We start from the raw sequence: 23,881 nt of genomic DNA, 5'->3' as shown, positions 1-23,881 counted from the left end.
AAAAAGAATAACGCTTTCTATAAATTATAGGTATAAATTCACCTTAGGTTAATAGTAATGTAACGTGACCCCTATAGGGGTCACGTTACAATTGAATAAATTAAGAGAAGTTAATTTTTTAAGGTGTGACTGCATTTTATAATGAAAAAGTGTGGCTTTTTGACTTTTGTTGTACGGAGAATTATTATAATTTTCCACCAATAAAAGTTTATGTCAGAGCTACCAAGGAGAGATCATACGATGTCCGAGAAGATGCATGCTGACGAATTGGAAATTGAAGAGCGACTTGTGCGTCGTTTGCTTGTCGATCAGTTCCCCCGCTGGGCAGAGTTGCCCCTTCGTAAGGTAGAACCAGTTGGAACGGTAAATGCCGTTTTCCGACTTGGCGACGAATATTCCATTCGGCTAGCGAGAAGGGAAGGACCGAAGACACCAGGAGGACGCGAGTTCTTATGGCTACCAAAACTCGCGCCATTAGTTCCACTTGAAATCCCTGTACCTATCGCTCAGGGGCGCCCCAATAACGAATACCCATGGTTTTGGGAGATACATTCGTGGCTGAGGGGTGAAACGGTGCCGATAGAAGCGATTGACGAGATTCAGGCAGCACGCGATCTCGCAGGGTTTGTCCTAGCACTGCAACAAGTCAATCCAACGGGAGGGCCGTTAGGACGCGGCATTCCTTTGGCCCAACGGGACAAGGACTTCCGATATTGGCTAGCACGATTTAATGGCGATCCCGCGGTGTCTGCTGTATGGGAGTCGGCTCTTTCTGCGCCTCCATGGAACGGTCCTCCTGTTTGGCATCATGGCGATCTAGATGTACGTAACTGGCTCGTACGTGATAAGCGTATCAGCGGTGTGATTGATTGGGAGACAATGGGCATAGGTGACCCTGCGTGTGATGTAATGGTCGCGTGGAAGTTGCACTCGCCAGAGGCGCGCGATATGTTCCTTGATGCTATCCGTACTGACGATGCTACATTGGCAAGGGCCCGCGGATGGGTCGTATCACAGGCAGTTGCAATCCTTACCTACTACACGCCGCAAAACAATCCAATTTTGTACAATGAGGCGAAATCCTGGCTAGACCTAGTGCTAGTTCAAAAGTAATTCAGTAATTTTAAGAGTGAAACATATCTCAGTTATTCATATTCAACGGGCTTATTCAGAAAGCGAGAGAACCATAAAAAACGTTATCCTTTCAAGTATTTTACTGAAAGAATAACGTTTTTTTCATTTTGGGGGAAATTCGTCACCTTAACTTGATGGGCATGTATGGTGACCCCACATCCATCAACTTAAGAATTTTATAACAGCCCAAAACAAAAAAATTGTACATTTTCACATGAAGAAGTCAATTTTCTCGTTTTGGGGGTATTTGTATTTCTTAGCTTGATAGCGATGTGGCGGTAGCCCCAATAGAAATTAAAAATATATATACATCTATTAAATTAACATTTAATACCGTTTACTAGTAGTTAGTATACTTTCCAAATAATACACATACTAAAGTATATGTATTATTTACTTTAGTATAGCAATATTTCAATACAACAACTAGTCTAGTATTCAATTTATTTTAATGTTAGTATAGACAAAACATTAGCACCTGGTTCTATAACTATATGTTAAAAATAATTCACATATAAAATGTGATTAAAAAGGAGTATATTGTATGTTTTCTCGAATACATATTATATTTTTTATTAGCTTTTGATTTTGTCTCATTTTATCTGGAATTCACCCGAAAGATACCTTTACATGGTTTTTGGAAGTTCTTCCGGCCATCATAGTTGTATGTATTCTAGCTATTACGTATCACCGATTTCAATTTTCACAAAGTGTCTATGTGTTTGTTTGGCTGCATATGATGGTGTTACTAATTGGTGGTCATTATACATATGCGGAGGTACCTTTTTTCAATTGGATTCGTGACACTTTTGATTTAGAAAGAAATTACTATGATCGTATAGGGCATTTCATGCAGGGATTTGTACCAGCATTAATGGCAAGGGAAGTACTTAACAAAGTAGTTGGAATTCAGAAAAAGGGATGGTTAGGATTACTTGTAATTTCAGTTTGCCTAGCATTTAGTGCGCTATATGAATTATTGGAATTTATAGTAGCAAAATTAACAGGAACAGGAGCAGAAGCATTTCTCGGAACACAAGGAGATGTGTGGGATACACAATGGGATATGTTATGTGCATTGGTTGGAGCTATAATCGCATTACTATGCGTTAAGTATAAAGATTTCAATCGTAAGAAAATCCTATGATCTTGTAAAATTTTATTTTTGATATGTTAACATTTAACGTTCACCTTTTTCACAAAAACAAAAGACTTGAAGGGGTACCTTCAGCATTTTGGAAAAAAACCACGCTAAGAGCATGCAAGATTTTATACAGTTTTTCGGCTAATCCGGTAACAAATGAGAACCTTAAAACCCATGCCAGAATAGGAATATATATATATAATGAATAAGGTTATAGAAAAAGAAAAAGGGGATTCCTTATGAGAGTAGAAATTCACTATGTCTTTACTACCGATAATGAGACATTATGTTACCCCCCTATGAATATGATATACAACCAAATTCACAAAAAATTGTCCTTGCTGGTGGTACAATTAACGTAATGGGGGGATATTATGGAGTATATTGTATGTTATGTAACACCATTTCTTATAATTGGTACTGCAATATTTGTATTTATTACGGCTATGTCACTAACACAAAACATTTGGGATGACTTAAATCTATTATTCGTAATAGCCGGTTTAGGGATAAATATCCTTGCCATTCCAGTGTCTTTTTTTATAGGTGGGATGTCAACAGATGCCCCAGATAGTACTATGCTTGATTTTTATAAGGGATTTCTCTTCATCCAAGGAATACCGCTTATCATACTATTTCTAACTTTGGTTTGGTGGTTTATTCGTCGGAACAAAAAATAAATCCACATGTAGAATTTTAAAATGACTTTCACTAACAAGAATTATGTGAACACGAGAGACCTCCAGTTAAACAATTTGGAGGTCTTTTAATAGTCTTCTAAATATATTGAATCCCGATAATAGGACGTTATGTTAACCTTTCATGAATACAATATACATATTACATTTTATCTATCTTACACAATGATAAATAGCATATAATGAAAGTAAAATTAGGAAATCGTGAGGATAATTACGTTGAAAAAATTTGCTATTAGCTATTTAGCTTGCTTGGTGTTTTTCTCTATTTCTATCAATATTTTAGCTTATCAAGAACCCAATTATGAAGAAACATGGGGTCCAATTTGGGTATCAATTATTATGTATGTGATATTAGGAAGTATTCCTGTTTTTATAGGTTGTTTATTAGGAGAATTTTTTTATAGAAAAATAAAAAAGAGTTATAAGTTAATATTCGGAATCCCCTTATTTGTATTGTTAGGGGTTATCTATGGTTATTTAATCCGTATCATGATCTTTGAAAAACATATTATATCTGGATCTTTTACTATACTAGACTTTGTGGAAAGCAGCCCTATTATTTTAGCATCTTTATTATTTTATTTTATAAGACGGATTTAATTACCTTCCAATAACGATAATTATGTAAATACGAAATCCCTTCAGCAAGTAAACTGAAGGGGTTTTTTCTAGATACATTGAATACAGATAAGTGGGGTTATGTAAACTTTAAATATGGTTTTTAATCTTTGGGCAGGATTAAAATTGTTAAGTAAAAATTATTTATACAAACTAATCCCTTATCTATAATAGATAAGGGATTAGTTTAATTTTGTTGTATGGTATAAACAAAATTGAGTGTCATAATATATGGTAACATGAATATTTATGTGTTTTTTGAATTTTATTTATTCTAAATAAACAAAAAGAACTAGTATCATACTAGTTCTTTTTGTTTGTAGATTCATATTTAAGTAGTAGGGTACTACATATAAATCAATACAATATTAGAAGTAAAAGGATACCAACCTTTGTACAGATTAATTATAGCATAAATTTTCAGAAAAAATATATTTATTAGTTGGTTATTTATTCCTTGTTTTATCGTGTTTTGAATGAATATGTAGTTTTGAAATAAAGTCATACCGTTTAGAAGAAAGTTCTACTGTTTTTAAAAAAGTTGCACCGCTTTACCTCTTTGTATAAAGGGGGATTTTTTATGTGTATTTTTAATTATAAAAAACAATTTGTCAAAAATACTTTACGAATTGTAAGAAATAAATTACAATCATCTCGAGAGGTGTTGCTGTTGTTACATAATAAAATTGTAGTTTGTCGAGCAGAAAAAGGTTGGACTCAAGAAGAATTGGCAAAAAGGGTGGGTGTTAGTCGTCAAACTATCGCTACTCTTGAAAAAAATAAATATAATCCATCTCTAATTCTTGCTTTTAAAATTGCAAATATATTTGAAAAGTCATTAACCGACGTGTTCGATTATCAGGAGGAGTGATACATATGTTGTGGTTAAAATCTTTATTTATTGTTTTAATATTCATCAGTCAGATGTATGTAATTAGTTTTCAATCAAGTGATGAAGGAAGAGATGAAAGAGGGAAAGAAATTCAATATAAAACAAATAATCTGTTGTTCAACGTCTTATATTTAGGCATTATTGGACTTATTACTTTTCATTTGGTAGATATTATTTCTGCAGAACTTCTACCTAATATATTGTTATATTTTATGCTTTCATTAAGTGTGCTAGGTAGTGTTTTTATATTTATCAACAGACACAGAAAAAATTATTAATATATTGTAATAGTTAGGAGATTAAACAAAATATTTCTTTTGAAAAATGAATTTTATATGCTAATCATGAAGGAATATAGTTGAACTGACAACTGCATTTATTTAAGTAGGCCACATAAAATGATCAATCTTTTTTATAAAAACTTAAGGAGTCCAAAATTAAAACCCACACATTTTGATCAAACTTTTTCAAAGCGTGTGGGTTTCTTCTATTTATAAAATCAATATTTGCAGCAATACTTTGATCAAACTTTAATTCAAACCAACACCTTGTGAGAGTGGGGTTCCCCCTTTTTCCTTGCTACCGATAATGTTGCGTTATGTTAACCTCAAATGTATAGGGTATGAATTATTTCTTGTTCAACTAACAACGGGCAGTTTAGTTGAATAGTGTTGTTTAACTTGTGTTCAACAATCGGGCCATTTTATGGAATAGCACCCAATAAGAAATAATTGGATATTCATGCTGAAATCTAATTAGGTTTGTGAAGTAATGTATCTAAACTAACATGAAAATAAACTTCTGTAATTAAAGGAAAAAGGCAAAACTAAAATAGACGCAGCTCATTCAATTTTTTTAAAAAGAAAGCGTCTAATTCATTGATCAATTATTATAGTTGACTAGATTAGGAAGCTTTAGGTTCTTGCGACGTAACTGTGTATCCAAGACTTTGTAATCTTCGGAATGAATGTCGAATAATTGATTGCTGTCTCTGTTTGTCAAACTAGTCTTCGGCTAAATCCACATACATTTAATGTGAAAAAACATCAAAAACCTCATCAACCAAAGTTTGAAAGAAAAATGGTATCTTTTCAGATTGTTGGCGAAAAAGAACTGACGTTTTAGCAGGGGAGTGTCTTAATTAAACATTGGGTGATGTGCTATCCCTCATGGGGTTGTTTAGCAGGACTGTTCCAATATGTGTTACTATTTAGTTGTTCCATCAATAATTACTAAAATAAGGTAAAATGTGTAGGGATGGAGAGACTAGCGATAAGTTTAGTATCTGAAAAAACTAATTTTACTGGTCAGTGAAGGGGGATCTGTATTCGATATGTTAAAAGATGATATTATTTTGGATGAGCTGCAGCAATTTGTTTCTGGGGAATCTATTCAACGCCAAAGTATGAAGACTAGCCTTGCTGATTTTATACTGTCATCTGGTGAAACGTCGAAAGCTGCAAATTGGATAGTTAACTATATCGAGAGCTTATGTCATGACAAGCATGATAAGGGTGTTTACACTCAAATGAACAACCCTGAATTAATTGCTGATTTATTAGAAGTGGCTTATGAAAGTCTGAGTAGGGACGCTGATCTGCAACCATACGTTACGCAAATCGCACGATTATTGTATATTGACAAAAAGGAACGAGATACATTAGATTCTGAACGATATGTTCAGTACCGGGCAGCTGTGATGTTGGATGAATTAATTTCCTTAAACGTTTCGTTGCCACCGGAAGTAGTAGAGCTGGTGTTATCGGATTATTATAGAAAGGATATACCGACAAAAGAGTTCATTTGCCGTATATGGTGGAGATTGGCTGAAAGAGGCATTAATATATCCAATCATATAAGTTCACTTGTCATCAATGTTGATAACCACGAATCTTCTACTCTCACTAATAATAGTATACTAGCTTTATGGGCATGCATTCGCAGGGGATTCTTTGATACACCTATCCCTGATAGTAATCTAACTTACCACGTATGGCTTTGGCATATGACTACAAGCTGTGTTGGTAAACTGAAGAAAAGATACGAGGAACCTACCCGCTCAGTGGCGGTCGGCTGTCTTCTTGAAACTGCAAGGATATACCCGGAGGCTCAATCTTTGATTCTAGAGTGCATGGATAAATGGGGAATTGCAGAACCAAAGCGTCCACGTAGTGATTTTCAACGAGATTTAAAAGAGCTTTTTTCACGTTGCGAAAATCATCCAGGCATAAATTGCTTACCAGAGAATTATGTTATTACTAAAAGAGGAATTCATATAACGTAAGGATCCTACGAATCAAGTTTGGTTATTTTGAAAAAGTAATTGATAATAAAATAATGATAAAAAGATGTGATTTTTTTGCTTAATAAATGTATTATACTTTAATTCATTCTTTAGGTTGTTATTTATGAGTTCTAGTAATTTTGGGTCATAATAGTAACATTTGGTTACAAGTGAACCTTTTTATTTGTACTAACGGGGACTTTAGCAAATAATAGAGTAACTATTTTGGAATTCTTTAATATTCAACAATCGAGCGCGTTTGTTGAATAAGCGTCTCTGTTCTTATTAAACTAACGGAGTGCTTTAATTGAGTAAGAAACTAAAACCTTTTAACTTCCGCTTTCGATAATTATGTAAATGAGCTGTCCATATGGGCAGCTTATTGTATTTTTTGCTTAGCGTGTTTTTTCAAAATGTTGGCGATATCCCATGCCCATCAACTTAAGAAATGAATTGTTCCCCAATTTGAGTGAATGGGTAAAGCCTCAGATAATTATTTTATCTTTTCTAATTAAAATGAATTTTATGTCTTTTCTCTTGTTTTCACCATATCTATTTATTAATATAAATGTAAGGAAATGAATTACATAAGCCCATACATTGGTTATAGAAAATTCTTTTCATAAATGGGTGGGGAATCTAGCAAATACAGGAGGGGCATGTGTGTTATCAAAGTGGAAAGTAGGAATTACAGCATCTATTCTTGCACTAACGACATTTACAACGGCAGTATCAGCTGAAGAAAAACCAGTGGATCAGCCAAAATGGCATGAATGGGTTAGGGAGCATGCAAAAAAATTAAAAGAACCAACTGCTTATACGTATGAGGATTTATCATTCTTAAAAGAAACGGTACAAGACAAACGTATCATTCTCCTTGGTGAATCAACACATGGTTCAACAGAAATGAACCAATCAAAGATTCGCATAATTAAGTATTTACATGAAGAGATGGATTATGATGTAATTGCATTTGAATCAGGGTTTGCGGAAGCAAATACAGGGTATCATGACTTAGATAATTTAACAGCTGAACAAGCGATGAAGAAATCTATTTCTGATGTATGGTCTACAGAAGACGTGGAAGAATTATTTCACTACATAAAGGAACAAAAGGAAAAAGGGACACCCCTTATATTAACGGGGTTTGACATACAAATCCCGTATAAAATTGAAAATTTCCCATTTGCAACCTTTGCTTCCGAATGGATTGAGAAGTTGAATCCTGAAGTAGCTAATTTACTTACAGAAGCGGAAAGTGATATCTTTAAATATCGTTCTGTGTCTTCCTATAAAGAGTTTCAAGCAATGCAGACACCCCTTATAGGCAAATATGAAAGGATAAAAGAATTTATCCAACAACATAAGGATGAATTACGACAAGTGGCGCCTAAATCATTATATGATGTAAATCTTTTAGAAAAGACAATTAGTACTCGTATTGATTCGCTTAAAACATATATGTCAAATCAAATGAAAGAGCAGTATAAAATTCCATTTGACTACACTATTTACAATAATTTCTCATTATATTCACGTGACCAAAAGATGGCTCAAAACTTAGCATGGCTTAGTGAAATACAATATACAGGTAAAAAAATAATGGTATGGGGTCATAATTATCATATTCGAAAACAGAATTCTAAAATGATTAAGGATTTCACAAATGAATTTGGATTCGTAGGACCAAATATGATAGATTACCTACCAAATCGTATAAAGGATCAGATGTATACCATTGGTTTATTTGCATATAGCGGAAGTAGCCTAGACTCTAATGACAATAAAACAATCCAATATGTAAAGGAGAAACATGAATCCAATAGTATCGAAGAAATTTTGAAAGCTGCGCAACATCCACAAGTATTTGTAAATTTAAAAGGTGAGAAAAATCGTCCTGAAACATCTTGGATGTATACACCAATAATTGCACAACATTGGGGATTTCAGGATGAAATTATGATTCCAAATCAACAGTATGATGGCATTCTATGGCTAGAACATATTACACCTTCTCGGATTAAATAAAATAAAAAAGTGCGCCATTAAGATAGGATGGTGCACTTTTTATACAAATCATTTAGAAAAATGTATTGGTTCCATGCTGTGTACGCAGACGCCCCAAGTAAAACATCTTAAATTCTAGGTGTTTTTTTAACGATTACATTTAAAGGGTCTATTCTCTCGTTTTTAGAGGGATCGTCCTTTTTAACGCAATTTGTATTCATGACGTTTGTAAAACGCGTTAGAGAAGAAGATAAAAGGGCGTTTTTTTAGTGATTTGATTATTTTTTGATTCTATGTTGTTATTTTAGAAATCATTGTAAAAACAACACTTTTGTCTAGAACCTATAGGTAATTACCCCATCGCCATCAAGTTATGAAAAGCAAATACCCCAAAACGAAAAAATGAGCTTTTTTGTTACAAGTTAGTATAAATTTTCATTTTTGGCTTACATTGAAACCTTAGCTTGATGGCAATGGGGTATCTCAGAATTTCAGCCTGATGGGCATGGGGTACAGCCGAGATACATGTAAAACTAGGTCATAGTATATTAGATTTTTCACTAAAATAGTTCGCCAGTCATTACAGTCATAAACTCCTTAAAAAACTGTTCATAATTCATCTGTATTGCAATCCTATGTTTTGGACGATTACCGAATGTTTCTGGTTCAAATGTCGTTCTAAAATCTCCTATGCTTTGTCCGCGTACAGTATCAAGTACATTAACCGTCACAGCCGATTGATGGTACATAAAAATATCATCACGGTTAAGCGCAATCAAGGTGAGCGCATCATGAACCGGGCTACCTTGTATTCCAGGAACCTTTTTTTGATAAAATTGATAATAGTAATAGTCTAAAAGGGGCTTTAAAAACTTAGTTTTTCCTTTAGAGTGAATGTAATTGACCATTTCTGGTGTTACAATAGCCGATTGTGTAACATTCAAAGGATATATTGATAGATTCTTTGCGTATCTCAATACAATATTAGCCGCTACAGGATCGCCATAAAAGTTAGCTTCTGCAATGGGGGTAACATTTCCTGGATATAGAAAAGCTCCCCCCATAATATTATAAGAATGTACATTTTTCATCACATCTCCATAAAGGAGAAATAAGGTTGCAAGTGAAGTTAGCCTTCCTGTATTCACAATAATAAGTTCATTTTTATACTGCTTAATAAGTTTGAGAACCTCAAAGAAATTCTCAAATACTTGAAGCTCTAGTCCTGGATGAATGGGTCCTATCCCAAATTTCCCGTGAACTTCTGGATAAAAAGTTTCAGCTTCTGAAGACATAGAATGCTCCGCCCACCAAAAACTTTTATATATTCTTTTCCTACACTTTTAAGTAAAAAACGAACATTTCTAGTCGCTTCAACTTGAGGTACATTCCCATAGTCTGCAACAATTCCTATAATATCAATTTTATCTGTTAAATGTGCATATGTAATAGCTATCGTATCGTCAATTCCAAAGTCTCCAAAAAACAATACTTTTTTCCCCATACTATGTTTCTCCTTAATTTTATTAACTTCTTAAACGGAGCATATTAAGTATCATGATATAAGATTGTTCTTATGTCTTTTTGTAGTAGTGTGTATGAATGCATTCATTTAGTTAGCATACACTTTCGTTAAAAATGGACAAATTCCTTTTGTGTTAAATGAAGTAGTATATATAATTATTGCTTTTAAAGCACTTTTTCTGATTCCTCTGAATATGGCGACCCTATAAAATTTGTTATTCTTATTTGGGGTCACCATACATGCCCATCAACCTAACAGAACAGGTTACCCCCAAAACGATAAAAATGAGCTTCATTGCTATAAAAGACTCTAATTTTTCGTTTTGGGGGCATTAAAAAATTTTAACTTGATGGTGATGTGGTGGGACCCTATGCCCATCAAGCTAAGAATTTAGGACTACCCCCAAACGATAATTCTGTACAAATTGCTCAATTTTATCGTTTGGGTGTAGTTTATTTGTGTTAAGTTGATGGCGTTGTATGGTGATCCCATATATATATAAAGCTAGTAAAATACGAAAAAATAATGCAAACGATTGCAATAAATGATAATATGTAAACGTATACATATGTGTTTGTAATTACAAATATAGAATGAAATCCTTTGCCTTTATTCAAGTTTTTATTATTGGTAGTCTTAATTTTTAGAAAAGGAGAGAGCGTATGAAAAAATATTTAAAAGGCTGTAGTATTGCCATGTTATCTGTTCTTATATTGTTTGCTTTTTCAATTTTTCCAAGCCAGAGTTATGCAGCTGTAAACGGGCAATCAATGAACGGAAATTACAAAGGATATATTATGGCACCGCTAAAGAAAATACCGGATATGATGACATGGGAGACGTTTGAAAATGATTTACGCTGGGCAAAACAAAACGGTTTCTCTGCCATTACTGTTGATTTTTGGTGGGGAGATATGGAGAAGAATGGAGATCAACAATTTGATTTTTCTTATGCGCAGCGCTTTGCACAATCTGTAAGAAATGCTGGTATGAAAATGATTCCGATTATTTCAACGCATCAATGCGGCGGTAATGTTGGAGATGATTGCAATGTAACACTTCCTTCTTGGATATGGAATCAAAAATCAGATGATAGTTTGTATTTTAAATCGGAAACAGGAACGATTAATAAAGAAACATTAAATCCGCTAGCTTCAGATGTAATTCGAAAGCAGTACGGAGAACTATATAATGCTTTTGCAGAGGCGATGTCGTCGTATAAAGATGTCATTTCGAAGATTTATTTATCGGGCGGTCCAGCTGGAGAAACACGTTATCCATCTTATACGTTAGCCGATGGATCAGGTTACCCGTCTAGAGGGAAGTTTCAAGCTTATACGGAATTTGCGAAAGGGCAATTTCGTTCTTGGGCATTACAAAAATATGGATCTTTAGCAGGAATAAACAAAGCTTGGGAGACAAACTTAACTTCTATGTCACAAGTACTTCCTCCATCTGATGGAAATCAATTTTTGACAATCGGCTATCAAACAAAGTATGGTGAAGATTTCTTAAAGTGGTATGAAGGTGTGTTAGAAGAGCATACAAAATTGATAGGTGAATTAGCTCATTCTGCATTTGATAATACGTTCCACGTACCAATTGGAGCAAAAGTTGCCGGTGTTCATTGGCAATACAACAATCCAAATCTTCCGCACAGCGCTGAAAAGCCAGCGGGATATAATGATTATAGTAGTTTGTTAGACGCTTTTAAGAGTGCAAAATTAGATTTAACATTTACCTGCTTAGAAATGTCAGATAAGGGAACATATCCAGAATATTCAATGCCAAAAACACTTGTACAACAAGTAGCTAAGCTTGCGAATGAAAAAGGGATTGTCCTAAATGGCGAAAATGCGTTAAGCATAGGAAGCGACAATGAATATAAGAAAGCAGCTGAAATGGCTTTTAATTATAACTTTGCGGGATTCACACTGCTTCGTTATCAAGATGTTATGTACAATAATACATTGATGGCGCAGTTCAAAGATACTTTAGGAGTTACTCCTACTTCGCAAACAATCGTTGTAAAAAATGCACCAACAACTACCGGAGATACAGTGTATATTGCTGGAGATCGTGCCGAATTAGGGCAATGGGATACAACGCTATATCCTATTAAGTTATCGTACAACTCTACTTATGGGGATTGGAGAGGCACAGTTTACTTACCAGCTGAGCGAAATGTTCAATTCAAAGCGTTTATTAAGCGCCAAGATGGAACGATTAAAGCATGGCAGCCAAATCAGCAATATTGGACGTCAATTCCGGCGACTTCTACTGTGTATACAGATTTGTGGTAGTTTCATTGCTTAAAAGAAGCTTTTAATTTTTGTTGAAGTAAACAATGACAAAGAGCAAACGGTTCTGGTGCAAAAAGGTAGAAGACTCTTGCAAGTAATCTCATAAACTTGGACATACTGAAACTAGCAATTTAAAAAAGGGCGTGATCAGTATGGAAAATCAAAATATATTTAAGTGGAAGCATTACCAACCAGGTATTATTTTGTTAACAGGGGTCACCATACATGCCCATCAACTTAAGGTTTTAATGTCCCCCCACAACGATAAAAATAAACTTGGTTGCCATAAAAGACATCACGTTTTTATTCTGAAAGTATTATAAAAGTTTAACCTAATGATTTTATAGCAGATACCGATTATTAAAGAAATAATGCAATAAGATTAATCGCTACATCAATAAAGATAATGAATATAAAAAAACACCTTTCATTAATGACTAATGAAGGGTGTTTTGAATTAATATTATAGTTCATCTTCTTCCGCTTGTTTACTATTATATTTACTATATCCATACATGCATAGGCCAAAAAAAACGCCACCTATACTGTTTCCAGTAAGGTCTCTCATGGTAAGTGTTTCTCCAGATAAATGTGTTAATAAAGTATATAAAACAAAGAAAATAAAGCCTGAAAATATCGATTTTCGTATCAATGTTCTATTATTTGTAAAACGTAAGTATATTTTTTTGATTCTCATCATTATAACTATATAAAGTGATGTCGTTAAAAGAATAATTAAAGCTAAAATGCCAAGTGATGTAACTTCTTTATTTAAAATCAAATCATATAGGATAGCTCCAAAACAGATAAAAAGAGCTAGGATTCCGGCATTTGCCATTATTTCGAAGGCAGTATTTTGTTCTCGTTCATCAACAGAAGTACCTTTTCCGAAAAGATATAATTTTAATAACTTAGACATTAATCTTCCTCCCAAAATAAATCATTTAATGTAACACCTAGACTTTTGCAAATTTCAATACATAATTTCAAAGATGGGTTGTATTCGCCTTTTTCTATTAGACCGATTGTCTGTCTACTTACATTTGTTAATTTTGCTAATTCCCCCTGTGTCATACCTGTCACTTTAGGAGTTATTTTGCATCTATTTTAAGTGTTATTTTGCACTATAAGTAAATATAAAAAAGCCCAATTTCTCAGCATTAAAATTGAGAAATTGGACTTTTCTGTTACTCCGGAAAAGCACCCTTAATGGAAAATCAATATTTGTAAAAGATTATTTAAATTTCAAATGGAATTTAACTTAAGCCCAATCCTGTACTTCCTATAGAAGTTTTTAATTAACGACCTCTAAAGAATTAACTTCGTTCTCCACAAACTCCATTAAATCTTTAATATTTTGTTCGGATATATTAAATTCTATTCCAGCGACCCTATAAATCTCACTTACTGACTTTGAAGATCCTAATGATAACGCTTCGGTAAATTGTTTAATGGTTTTTCTTGGATCCTTTTTAAAGTTTCTGTATAACTGTAAGGAACCCAACTGTGCAATTGCATATTCAATATAATAAAATGGAGTTTCAAATAGATGAATAACATCTAACCATTGAAGCTTTTTCCATTCCTCGACGCCTTCCCAATTCACTATATCGCTCTCATATTTTTCTAGAATCCTCTGAAATATTAGTTTCCTGTCTTCGTGTGTATGGTCAGGATTTGTATATAACCATTGTTGAAACTGGTCCACTACAAGAGTAATAGGGATGAATTCAAGGATTTGTTTAAATAGTTCCTTTTTAACGTATTTAAACTCTTCCTGATTTTTATACATTGATGCCCAATTTTCTAAGGTGAAAAGTTCCATGGACATTGCGGCGAGTTCTGCTGTTTCCATTGGTAACTGTTTATATTCACTTAATTCAATATCACTCATTAAATCATGGTGTATACAATGTCCCATTTCATGAAGAAATATTGGTAGATTATCTTTTGTATTAACTAAATTTAACATAATAAATGAGGATTTGGATGATGGAAGAAACTCACAAAATCCTCCCGGAGCCTTACCTATACGGCTTTCTAAATCTAAACAATTCGTTTCTTTCATTCTTTTCAACAATTCAGAAAAAGATGGCGATATATTATTTAACAGTTCCTTTGCCCTATTGATCATCTCCGAAACACTTTCATAAGGAACGGAAATATTGTTTTCACTACAATCAACCCTTGTATCCCAAGGTTTCAGACAATCTAGTTGAAGTTTATTTTTCCTTTCTATATGGAATTTATTAATTAATGGAAGCACATACTTTCTTACTGATTCACCTAGGTTTTCGCAATCTTTATGCGTGTAATTGAATCGTTCATATTTTTTAAACATATAATCCCTATAGTTTTTTAATCCCGCATTTTCTGCTTTTTGTGTCCTTAAAACAATCATTTCGTCAAGGAGTAACTGAAGTTCTTTTTCTTTTGAGGAATATGTCCTACACATGAGCTTTAGAGCTTCTTCTCTTAATTCTCTTGAATCATCATAGAGAAACCCATATAGCTCATCCACGGGGATATCTTCACCTTGCCAATTTACAATCATCTCGCCCCTTATATTAAAGTACTTTGTAATCAAGTTATCCTCAATTATTTCAATTTCTCTATTTTTATCATTTATTAGCAAAAGGGTATTTTCAATCCTTTGACATAAATATTGATAATATTGGCTTGTAAAGTAATGCCTATTTTGATAGATTTTTTCCTCGATTTGTTCTTTATATTTTTTATAGACAGGCTTTATATTCTGTTGGCTATATATATAATCTTCTTTCACTTTTTCGTCTGTCGTATCAAGTTGATATTTTATATACTTTCTCATCAAAAGTTCATCCATATAATCAAATACCTTAGATGATTGTGTTAATAGATCTTTTAAATTTGCCTCTGAAGAAATTTCATATTCTAATAGCAAATTCATTTCCTTCTCAAATTCAACTATGCCATTCCACATTATTTGTCCCCCTTAAATTCTTGGAAAATCAACATTCAACATTTGCTGAGGGTGAATATACTTTTAGCATTTAATCTAATTATACTACCCTTTGTCTAAGAATAATTATTTCAAATTTCCATCATTTAAACAATACATAATTTTGGAATATTTCAAAATTGCGGAACAAAATTAAAAAAGCGTTCTTTATCAAAAATGTAACCTGTCAATATTTCTTAAACTCCAATATTTGTTACAAAACTCGTATATTTCTGTACACGATAATATTGAGCAAAAAATCATAGGATTCCTCCTTTTTTCGTGTTCAAAAACCTTGTAAATTTATGTATGTTCAGATAAATATACAAAATTAAGTTATTGAACAAAGGGAGAGAAAAAATGAAGGTTGGATATGTTCGCGTATCTACAATTGATCAAAATTTAGATTTATAAATTGATGCTTTGGAATCTTATGGATACGATAAAATGCATGTATAGTGCCCTCTATAAGTAGTTACATATTGTTTTAAGTGGCATAGAAAGAAAAGGGATATTATAAATGCTTATTTTGAAGGAGATAAAATTACATATACGTTGCCAATGAGGAGATTCTGTATCAATTTACGGTAAATTCTTACAAGTGATAATTGTTTATTGACATCTAAAATGTAAAGACCTATACTTTTGTTAGCGATTTCAATGATAATGATTTTCAATATTGATTATATTTCATTTAATGGAAAATTGTTGATATATAGAAATGAGGGGTTAGCATGAGGTGGAAAGTACATACTTTTTTACTAATTATGTTATTAGGTTTCATAAGTTTTCCATTCCGTGGGTTTGCTGCAACAGCGGCAGATGATTTAGGAAAAGCAAATAAATCCGTTATACAAGCACTTCAGCTTGTACAAGAAGGGGATGTAAATGGAGCTTCCAAACAATATGAAGCCTTTAGGTCCACGTGGCTTTCCATTGAAGAGGGAATTAAAAAACAATCTTCACAAGCGTATCGCGATGTTGAAGATGCGATGGGGCAGGTGCAATTTGCGTTTGCTCAACAACCAGCAAATAAAGAAAGAGTAGAGACAGCACTTCAAAAATTAAAGGACGTAGATGATAAATTTATTGCCGGTAAGTTCTCTGCTACATCTACTCAAAAAGACGAAGGAAATACAAAAAAAGCGGATGTGGCTAGCTTGATTACTCTTTTAGATGATTCGCTTTCCAAAATCGACAAACATGACATTGAAGGAGCGAAAAAGGATATTGAGACATTTCGCTCTTCATGGTTGGATGTAGAAGGCGTAGTGCTGACGCAGTCCTCCAAAATATATGGAGATGCTGAGCGTGATATGGTTACTTCGTATGCTATGCTTTCTTCCGATTCTCCTGATATAGCAGGGGCTAAACAAACAATCGAAGACATGCGGAATTACTTAGCGCCGCTTGTTGAGAAAACGAGCTACAGCATGTTAGATGCAACTACTATTCTATTACGAGAAGGATTGGAAGGGCTATTGGTTGTTGTTGCGTTGCTCGGATTCTTGAAAAAGGCTGGGCATGAAGAAAAAAGCAAATGGATTTGGATTGGTGTTGGAACAGGGCTTGGCGTTAGTATCATTCTCGGTGTGATTGTAAATATGCTTTTCTCCGCAGGGGCATTTGGAAGTAATAACTTCCTCATTGCTGGATGGACGGGAGTATTTGCTGCAGTAATGCTGATGTACATGAGTTATTGGCTTCATAGTAAATCTAGTATCGCGGAGTGGCAGCGGTATATTCGTAGCCAAAGTACAAAAGCATTGGATACAGGAAGTCTCTGGTCATTAGCGATTCTGTCATTCCTTGCGGTATTTCGTGAAGGAACAGAAACTGTATTGTTTTTCATTGGTATGGCATCTTCCATTAAAATATCAAGTCTACTAATCGGCATTGCGCTTGGAGCTTTTATACTCATCATCCTATCGTATTTAATTTTAAAGGTAGGCTTGAAAATTCCGATGCGTCCATTTTTCTTAGTTTCAAGTATTCTCATGTTTTACTTGTGCTTTAAATTCACAGGAATGGGTATTCATGGATTGCAACTTGCTGGATTATTGCCAGCTACGCACCTTTCAATTCCAACTATAGACTTTTTCGCGATTTATCCGTCATGGGAAAGTACGATTCCACAAGTCATTCTTCTTGTGGTCGCAGTAATACTTGCAGTATGGAATAAGAAAAAAGATACAAAATTAGAACCACAACAACAAAAAAAACAGGCACAATAGGAGGCAACGATATGAAATCTCGTAAATTAATTATTCCAGTTATAGTAGCAACATCCCTAGCATTGGGTGCTTGCGGAACGCAAGGAGAAAAGAAAGCTGAAAGCACGAAAACTACGGAGCAGGCATCTGAGAAAAAAACAGTCTCCATTGCCGATGGGGCAGCTAGCATGAAACAAACAGTGAGCGATTTGAAAGCTCAATTACAGGCAAAAGATGCTGCTAATGTAAAAGACGATGCAGAACAATTAGAGAAAACATGGCAAACGTTTGAAGATACAGTAAAAGAAAAAAATGCTGATCTATATGAAAAATTAGAAACACCGCTTCATACAGTCGAAGCAGGTGCAAAAGCTGAACCGCTTGATGTACAAACTCTAAATAAAGCAGCGGAAGATTTAGACACTGTGTTAGCTGAAGTAGGAAAACTAAAATAAGAGTAAAAAAGAAAGCATCTTTTTGAATAAGATGCTTTCTTTTTTGTCTTAATATACAAAAATAAATTCCTTAAACTAATATGTTTCTGCTGCCAAGATGATTTCTATCATTATTTAATCTCATAAGTTATTTTCTGATTCCTTGTTTTTATAATTCAAAACTCTTATGAACTTATTTTTCTTCATACCATGGATTTAAGTGAATGAGTACCTCATATACTTCCGAATCCTGTTTCATAATCGCTGTTTTTATCTCTCTACAAATATCGTGTCTTTGCTGGATACTTAAATATGCAGGGACACTAATCCTAACATCAACCAAAATATAGTGACCGAGTTCTCGAGCTCGAATTCTATCAATTCTTTTCACATATGGATGTGCTTGAATTATTTTCTTATATTCACCACGCTTTTCAGTAGGAAGACCACCTTCCATCAATATATATACAGCTTCGTTCCCCATACTAAATGCAAGCTTTAAGACAAAAAAAGAAACAACGATTCCAGCTAATGGGTCACCATAAGCTGCATATCGAATTGGATATATATTGTTTAGTAAAGAGACCCCAATTCCAATTACAGCCGCAATAGAAGCATAAACATCAGCGAGATGGTCATAAGCGGTTGCGATAAGACCTTTACTATTTACTTGTCGACCAATTCGGATTGTATATACATATAAAATTTGTTTCCAGACTAAAGAAACAATGGCTGCTATAAAAGCAATCATGTGGGGTTCGGTCGCTGGATGAAATAATGCTTTTATTAAGGTTAATTATCAAAGATATATAAATAAAAGATGCTTATATAATTAGATAAATTCTAATTTAGCAATTGACAATTGCTAAATTAAGATATAAAATCAAAATGGTTTACCGGTAAACAATAATTGAATAAAAAAGATAAAGAAGGGTAGAAACATTTAATGAAAAAGGGCATAAAACAGAAAATCTACGATAATTATTTACATTTGTTACATCTCAATGAACAAAAGGCAGATAAGGATATTGAGACTTTTTTTAAGCAAGCAAAAATGGAAGAAATAGAACATGTACCGACAAATATGACAAGTATACACGTAATTGCCTGTATTGGTGAGAATCAACCAATAAATAATATTACAATTGCAAGGAAAATGAATTTATCTAAGGCGAATATCACAAAAATTAATACCAAATTAATAAAAGAAAATTTAATCACTCGTTTTCAATCAATTAATAATAAAAAGGAAGTATATTATCAACTAACTCCAGCAGGACAATCACTTTGTGAATTACATCAGAAAATTCATGATCAGAAAGAAAATGAATTTTATCAGTTTGTCGATTCATTTTCCGAAATTGAACAAAACGCAATATTGAAGTTTTTACAAAATATTAACGATAAAATGTTGGGAAAATAAAGTTATTTTAACTTAAATAAGTTAGCTAATTATTATTAATCTTTTAGGAGGGATAGCATGAACCGTGTTAAATCAAGTGCTTCTTTTCTTTTATATTTGTTGTGTATTAGTGCTTTTTTCGCTTCTTTAAACCAAAATATTTATTCTCCTATAATCCCGATAATTCGGGATTCATTCCAAGTGTCTATAACAATGGTTAACCTTTCAGTTTCCATATTTATTTTTATTACGGCAATTATGCAAATTGTTTTTGGTTCTATAATTGATTTTAAAGGAGCTAGGACCATCCTTATTCCAAGTATTATTTTAACAATTATAGCGAGTATTGGTTGTGCAATTACAAGTAACTTTACGGTGTTTTTAATTTGTAGAATTTTACAGGCTGTAGGAACAGCTGCAATACCACTTATTGCAGCAACTACAATTGGTTCTATATTTCAAGGAGAACAACGAGGAAGTGCAATGGGTACATATCAAGCCATGTTATCCATTGCCCCTGCTGTTGCACCTGTGTTAGGAGGTTTTATTGGGGAAAAATATAATTATCCAGGTGTTTTCTGGCTACTTGTAGCAGTATCTGTAACTCTATTCATCACTAATTGGATATATTTCCCTAAGGGTCGTATAGAAAGTAAAAAAGAATTGAGTGGGAAAACACTTATATCTCACTATGCTTCTATATTTAAAAGCAAAGTGGGCAGTTCCATATTAATATTAAGTTTCTTTGCATTTTTTCTTTATTTCTCCTTCATTGTTTACTTACCAATTTTATTAACAGATCATTATCAATTAAGTTTACAGGTAGTGGGTTTACTTTACTTACCAATGGCTATAAGTTTAATAATTGGTAGCATGACTTTTAAAACAATTCAATCTAAAATTTCACAAAAAAAGCTTTTTATAACTGGAAATGTAGTCTTAGCTTTGAGCGTTATATTATTTGCTGTGACACACTCGAATACTTTAATTGGCGTAACAGTTGCTTTAATTCTCCACGGAATATCAATTGGTATCCTCACTCCTTTATTTGCTACTATGATTGCAAATGAATTTGAACATAATAGAGGAAGTGCAATGGGAATGTTTAACTTTATTAGATATATGGGAATGGCTGTAGGACCAATTGTTTCGGGATTATTATTAGCACATTTCAAGCCTACAGTTGTATTTACTCTATTTGGAGGATTTTTTATTTTTCTCTCTTTTGGCATGCTTATACGGATTAGTAAGAGGTCTATTAAAATTGTGCCAAAACAAGAAAATCTAAAATAGGAAAATGATCCATGATTTCAGCATATAAAATTAATATATAAACTATACAGTTAAATTATTAACCATAATAAAATTATGGTTAATAAAATGGTGATCCTGTTCATAATAAAAGGTTTAATATATTGTTTTTTTATAATTTTTAATAAGAGAAATTAGATTTAGTTAAGCAATAAAAAAAGTGTAGAAAGGTTTTATCTCTACGCTTTTTTATTTTGGGGTATAGCCACATCGCCATCAAGTTAAAATTTTATAATGCCCCCAAAACGAAAATTTTGTGTCTTTTGTAGCAACGAAGTTCATTTTTATCGTTTTGGGGGCAACCCGTTCTATTAGGTTGATCGGCATTGGGCGTTTCGAATGCTTAAGTTGATGGGCATGGAGTGGGACCCCTATTAGCAACAATACTTAGGAAAACAGCCCTTTTAAAATATGTTTTTGATCCATTAATTTAAAGATTATAATAATCCTTTAGGATTTCTTATTGTTGTAAAGAGCGAACGTAACTTCTGCTTCACAAACAACTTCTCCATCTACCGTGGCAACAGCATTTGCTTTTGCAATCAAACCACGAACCCTTGTCATTTCTACTTCTAAACGCAATTGATCTCCAGGGTGAACTTGTTTCTTGAAACGACAACGATCAATGCCAGCAAATAATCCAATTTTCCCTCGATTTTCATCTTTCATTAACATAATAACTGCACTTACTTGTGCCAACGCTTCTACAATTAGAACACCTGGCATTACTGGATATTCTGGAAAGTGACCATTAAAGCACTCTTCATTAGCAGTAACATTTTTAATTCCAACTGCGCGTTTTCCCTCCTCTATTTCAAGAATACGATCAACTAATAAAAACGGATAACGATGTGGAATAATTTCTTTAATTTGTTGAGTATTGAACATGAATCCCTCTCCCTTTTTATATTTTCACAAGCGGATATTCAATTACCAGTATTTTCATTTTAAATTATTGACAAGCATTAGTATCTGATACTAATATTAGATTATAATACTAAGTATAATTATAGTAAAGGGGGAGAAACAAATGATGTCAAAAGCAAGAATTACAGCTATTGGTACCTATGTACCTGAAAAGAAATTAACAAATTTTGAGCTTGAGCAAATGGTCGAAACAAGTAATGATTGGATTATTCAAAGAACAGGAATTCATGAACGTAGAATAACTCGTTCTGATGAATTTACCAGTGATTTATGTGTATCTGCTGTAAAAGATTTAATGCACAGATATAATAAAAAAGTCGAAGATGTAGATATGATTATTGTAGCAACTAGCACACCAGATTTCCCATTCCCATCTGTTTCCAGCATAATACAGGATCAATTAAATATAACCCAAACAGGTGCTATAGATTTAAGTGCAGCGTGTGCAGGATTTGTTTACGCATTGCATACAGCAAACAGTTTAATTTCTTCTGGACTACACAAAAAGGTATTAGTTATTGGAGCAGACACAATCTCAAAAATTACGGATTATACCGATAGAAGTACATGTATTCTATTTGGTGATGGTGCTGGTGCAGTATTAGTTGAAAGGGATGAACAATCAAACGATTTCATTGGATTTCATTTAGGAAGTGATGGAAGAGGAGCACAACATGTATATCGTTCTGGACTATCCAAAAAGGTCAATGGGATTGAGTTAATCGATACTCAATGCCTTGTACAAAATGGTAGAGAAGTTTTTCGTTGGGTTGTAAGAAATATTCCAGATAGTATACGAAAGATTTTAGAAAAAACGCAAACGAGTTTAGATCAAGTTGATTGGTTTATACCCCATAGTGCTAACTTAAGATTGATAGAACCAATTTGCGAAAAATTAGAATACCCATTGGAAAAAACCCTTTATAGCTTAGTCAATTATGGAAATACCTCTGCTGCTACAATTCCTTTAGCTCTTGATCTTGGAATCCGTGAAGGAAAAGTCAAAAATGGAGATCGAGTTCTTATGTACGGTTTTGGAAGTGGTTTAGTTCACGCAGGACAACTTTTAGAAATAAATTTTGACCAACTAATTAATGCTCCAACCCCGCTGTAATAGATTTTACATAATGATTAACAAAGAAATGAATTTGATTTTAAGAACTGGTTGCCAATTGACAACTCAGTTTTTTTTATCTTCAATTATCGGGTGCGATAGTTGAAAATTACATTTTTCGGTAAACCAAAAGTTTGAAGGTGCGAACTAGGGATTATTTATATAATGTGAGAAAGGCTGTGAAGTTATTTGAGAGGTTATAAAGCAATGCTATTTGATTTAGATGATACCTTACTTAATAGGGATAAAGCAGTAGATAAAATGTTTTTAATGATTTTAGAAAAGTGTTATAAGGACATTGAATTTTCAGGGAAAAATGAAATGTTACAAAAATTCAAAGAATATGATAAAAGAAGCTATGGCTATAGTGATAAAACAAAAGTTTTGGAATCATTTTTTGATGAATTTCCACCAAAATATAGATTGCCACGCAATTACATTCAAGATTTTTGGAATAAAAATTTTCCTAATTGTTTTTCTATAAACCAACATACTATTAATATCTTAAATACTATAAAGATGCAAGTTAAAGTTGCAATTATAACAAACGGCACAACTCAGAGACAAAAAGCAAAAATAATTAACACAAATTTAAATAGTTGTTTTGATATTATAATTATTTCTGAAGAAGTGGGACTTAGTAAACCTGACAAACGCATATTTGAATTAGCATTAAATAAGCTTAATGTGCCACCTGAAGCCGCATTATTCGTTGGAGATGACATAGAAAAGGATATTAGTGGTTGTCAAAATGCAAATATAAAGGGCATATGGTTCAATCCTCATATGATCAAGAATGATACAGAAATAAAACCATATGCCGAAATCAATTCTTTTAACGAATTTACCGAAAGAATTCTCCTTCCTCAAACGTGTGAAGGGCGCTAGCCCA

At 33.3% G+C, this 23,881-nt stretch carries 19 protein-coding genes and 2 pseudogenes; 15 read left to right on the top strand and 6 right to left on the bottom strand.

Annotation, left to right across the window (positions count from 1 at the left end):
- The first annotated feature begins 240 nt into the window (after positions 1-240).
- From U860_RS0129925 to U860_RS0129890, 8 genes are all read left to right on the top strand, one after another.
- Entirely contained in the window at positions 241-1,113 is an 873-nt protein-coding gene (locus tag U860_RS0129925) for an aminoglycoside phosphotransferase family protein (protein ID WP_025151354.1), read from the top strand.
- Positions 1,114-1,729: 616 nt separating this feature from the next.
- Positions 1,730-2,281, top strand: coding sequence for a DUF2238 domain-containing protein (locus tag U860_RS32290; RefSeq protein ID WP_081807000.1), 552 nt, complete (start codon positions 1,730-1,732; stop codon positions 2,279-2,281).
- Positions 2,282-2,652: 371 nt separating this feature from the next.
- Positions 2,653-2,958 carry a hypothetical protein gene (locus tag U860_RS0129915; protein WP_029953195.1) on the top strand — a complete coding sequence of 102 codons (306 nt, stop codon included), beginning with the start codon at positions 2,653-2,655 and terminating at the stop codon, positions 2,956-2,958.
- Between the two features lie 237 nt (positions 2,959-3,195).
- Complete coding sequence (locus U860_RS0129910; RefSeq protein ID WP_025151353.1) at positions 3,196-3,579, top strand: hypothetical protein; 384 nt, start codon at positions 3,196-3,198, stop codon at positions 3,577-3,579.
- A gap of 688 nt (positions 3,580-4,267) precedes the next feature.
- The gene (locus U860_RS0129905) at positions 4,268-4,468 is read left to right on the top strand and encodes a helix-turn-helix transcriptional regulator (protein WP_025151352.1); all 201 of its coding nucleotides are present in this window, start codon (positions 4,268-4,270) and stop codon (positions 4,466-4,468) included.
- Between the two features lie 5 nt (positions 4,469-4,473).
- Positions 4,474-4,767: a hypothetical protein gene (locus tag U860_RS0129900; RefSeq protein WP_025151351.1), complete on the top strand. Its 294-nt coding sequence runs from the start codon at positions 4,474-4,476 to the stop codon at positions 4,765-4,767.
- A gap of 1,055 nt (positions 4,768-5,822) precedes the next feature.
- Positions 5,823-6,773 carry a hypothetical protein gene (locus U860_RS0129895; RefSeq protein WP_025151350.1) on the top strand — a complete coding sequence of 317 codons (951 nt, stop codon included), beginning with the start codon at positions 5,823-5,825 and terminating at the stop codon, positions 6,771-6,773.
- A 663-nt stretch (positions 6,774-7,436) separates the two neighbouring features.
- On the top strand, positions 7,437-8,801 hold the full coding sequence (locus tag U860_RS0129890) for an erythromycin esterase family protein (RefSeq protein WP_025151349.1): 1,365 nt from the start codon (positions 7,437-7,439) through the stop codon (positions 8,799-8,801).
- Positions 8,802-9,340: 539 nt separating this feature from the next.
- On the opposite strand, the pseudogene U860_RS32285 reads toward U860_RS0129890, so the two are convergent.
- Positions 9,341-10,284, bottom strand: a pseudogene (locus U860_RS32285) (nucleoside hydrolase).
- Between the two features lie 683 nt (positions 10,285-10,967).
- Between U860_RS32285 and U860_RS0129880 the strand changes: the two are divergent.
- The gene (locus U860_RS0129880) at positions 10,968-12,608 is read left to right on the top strand and encodes a family 14 glycosylhydrolase (protein ID WP_025151348.1); all 1,641 of its coding nucleotides are present in this window, start codon (positions 10,968-10,970) and stop codon (positions 12,606-12,608) included.
- A gap of 463 nt (positions 12,609-13,071) precedes the next feature.
- On the opposite strand, the gene U860_RS0129870 is transcribed toward U860_RS0129880, so the two are convergent.
- From U860_RS0129870 to U860_RS0129860, 3 genes are all read right to left on the bottom strand, one after another.
- Positions 13,072-13,527: a hypothetical protein gene (locus U860_RS0129870; protein WP_025151347.1), complete on the bottom strand. Its 456-nt coding sequence runs from the start codon at positions 13,525-13,527 to the stop codon at positions 13,072-13,074.
- The gene (locus U860_RS0129865) at positions 13,527-13,682 is read right to left on the bottom strand and encodes a helix-turn-helix transcriptional regulator (protein WP_025151346.1); all 156 of its coding nucleotides are present in this window, start codon (positions 13,680-13,682) and stop codon (positions 13,527-13,529) included. Before U860_RS0129865 ends, U860_RS0129870 begins: the two co-directional genes overlap by 1 nt.
- 220 nt (positions 13,683-13,902) lie before the next feature.
- On the bottom strand, positions 13,903-15,570 hold the full coding sequence (locus tag U860_RS0129860; RefSeq protein WP_025151345.1) for a M3 family oligoendopeptidase: 1,668 nt from the start codon (positions 15,568-15,570) through the stop codon (positions 13,903-13,905).
- A 752-nt stretch (positions 15,571-16,322) separates the two neighbouring features.
- Between U860_RS0129860 and U860_RS0129855 the strand changes: the two genes are divergently transcribed.
- Both U860_RS0129855 and U860_RS0129850 read left to right on the top strand, forming a co-directional pair.
- Positions 16,323-17,822 carry an FTR1 family protein gene (locus tag U860_RS0129855; RefSeq protein ID WP_025151344.1) on the top strand — a complete coding sequence of 500 codons (1,500 nt, stop codon included), beginning with the start codon at positions 16,323-16,325 and terminating at the stop codon, positions 17,820-17,822.
- An 11-nt stretch (positions 17,823-17,833) separates the two neighbouring features.
- Positions 17,834-18,256 (top strand): hypothetical protein, encoded by a 423-nt coding sequence (locus U860_RS0129850; protein WP_025151343.1) that lies wholly within the window; start codon positions 17,834-17,836, stop codon positions 18,254-18,256.
- 172 nt (positions 18,257-18,428) lie between these two features.
- Here the strand turns inward: U860_RS0129850 and U860_RS0129845 are convergent.
- Positions 18,429-19,022, bottom strand: a pseudogene (locus U860_RS0129845) (cation diffusion facilitator family transporter); the annotation flags it as partial.
- Between the two features lie 159 nt (positions 19,023-19,181).
- Between U860_RS0129845 and U860_RS0129840 the strand changes: the two are divergent.
- Together U860_RS0129840 and U860_RS0129835 are read left to right on the top strand one after the other, a co-directional pair.
- Entirely contained in the window at positions 19,182-19,658 is a 477-nt protein-coding gene (locus U860_RS0129840) for a MarR family transcriptional regulator (RefSeq protein ID WP_025151342.1), read from the top strand.
- Between the two features lie 57 nt (positions 19,659-19,715).
- Positions 19,716-20,930: an MFS transporter gene (locus U860_RS0129835; RefSeq protein WP_025151341.1), complete on the top strand. Its 1,215-nt coding sequence runs from the start codon at positions 19,716-19,718 to the stop codon at positions 20,928-20,930.
- Between the two features lie 468 nt (positions 20,931-21,398).
- Here the strand turns inward: U860_RS0129835 and fabZ are convergent, their stop codons facing one another.
- Complete coding sequence (gene fabZ / locus U860_RS0129830; RefSeq protein WP_025151340.1) at positions 21,399-21,836, bottom strand: 3-hydroxyacyl-ACP dehydratase FabZ; 438 nt, start codon at positions 21,834-21,836, stop codon at positions 21,399-21,401.
- Positions 21,837-21,978: 142 nt separating this feature from the next.
- Between fabZ and U860_RS0129825 the strand changes: the two genes are divergently transcribed.
- The gene (locus tag U860_RS0129825; RefSeq protein ID WP_025151339.1) at positions 21,979-22,989 is read left to right on the top strand and encodes a ketoacyl-ACP synthase III; all 1,011 of its coding nucleotides are present in this window, start codon (positions 21,979-21,981) and stop codon (positions 22,987-22,989) included.
- Positions 22,990-23,196: 207 nt separating this feature from the next.
- A complete protein-coding gene (locus U860_RS0129820) occupies positions 23,197-23,877 on the top strand; it encodes an HAD family hydrolase (RefSeq protein ID WP_025151338.1) in 681 nt (226 codons plus the stop codon).
- Positions 23,878-23,881: the final 4 nt, after the last annotated feature.

This window comes from Bacillus sp. H1a, from assembly GCF_000633475.1.
GTDB lineage: Bacteria > Bacillota > Bacilli > Bacillales > Bacillaceae_G > Bacillus_A > Bacillus_A paramycoides.
This window is presented reverse-complemented; position numbering and strand designations above follow the sequence as displayed.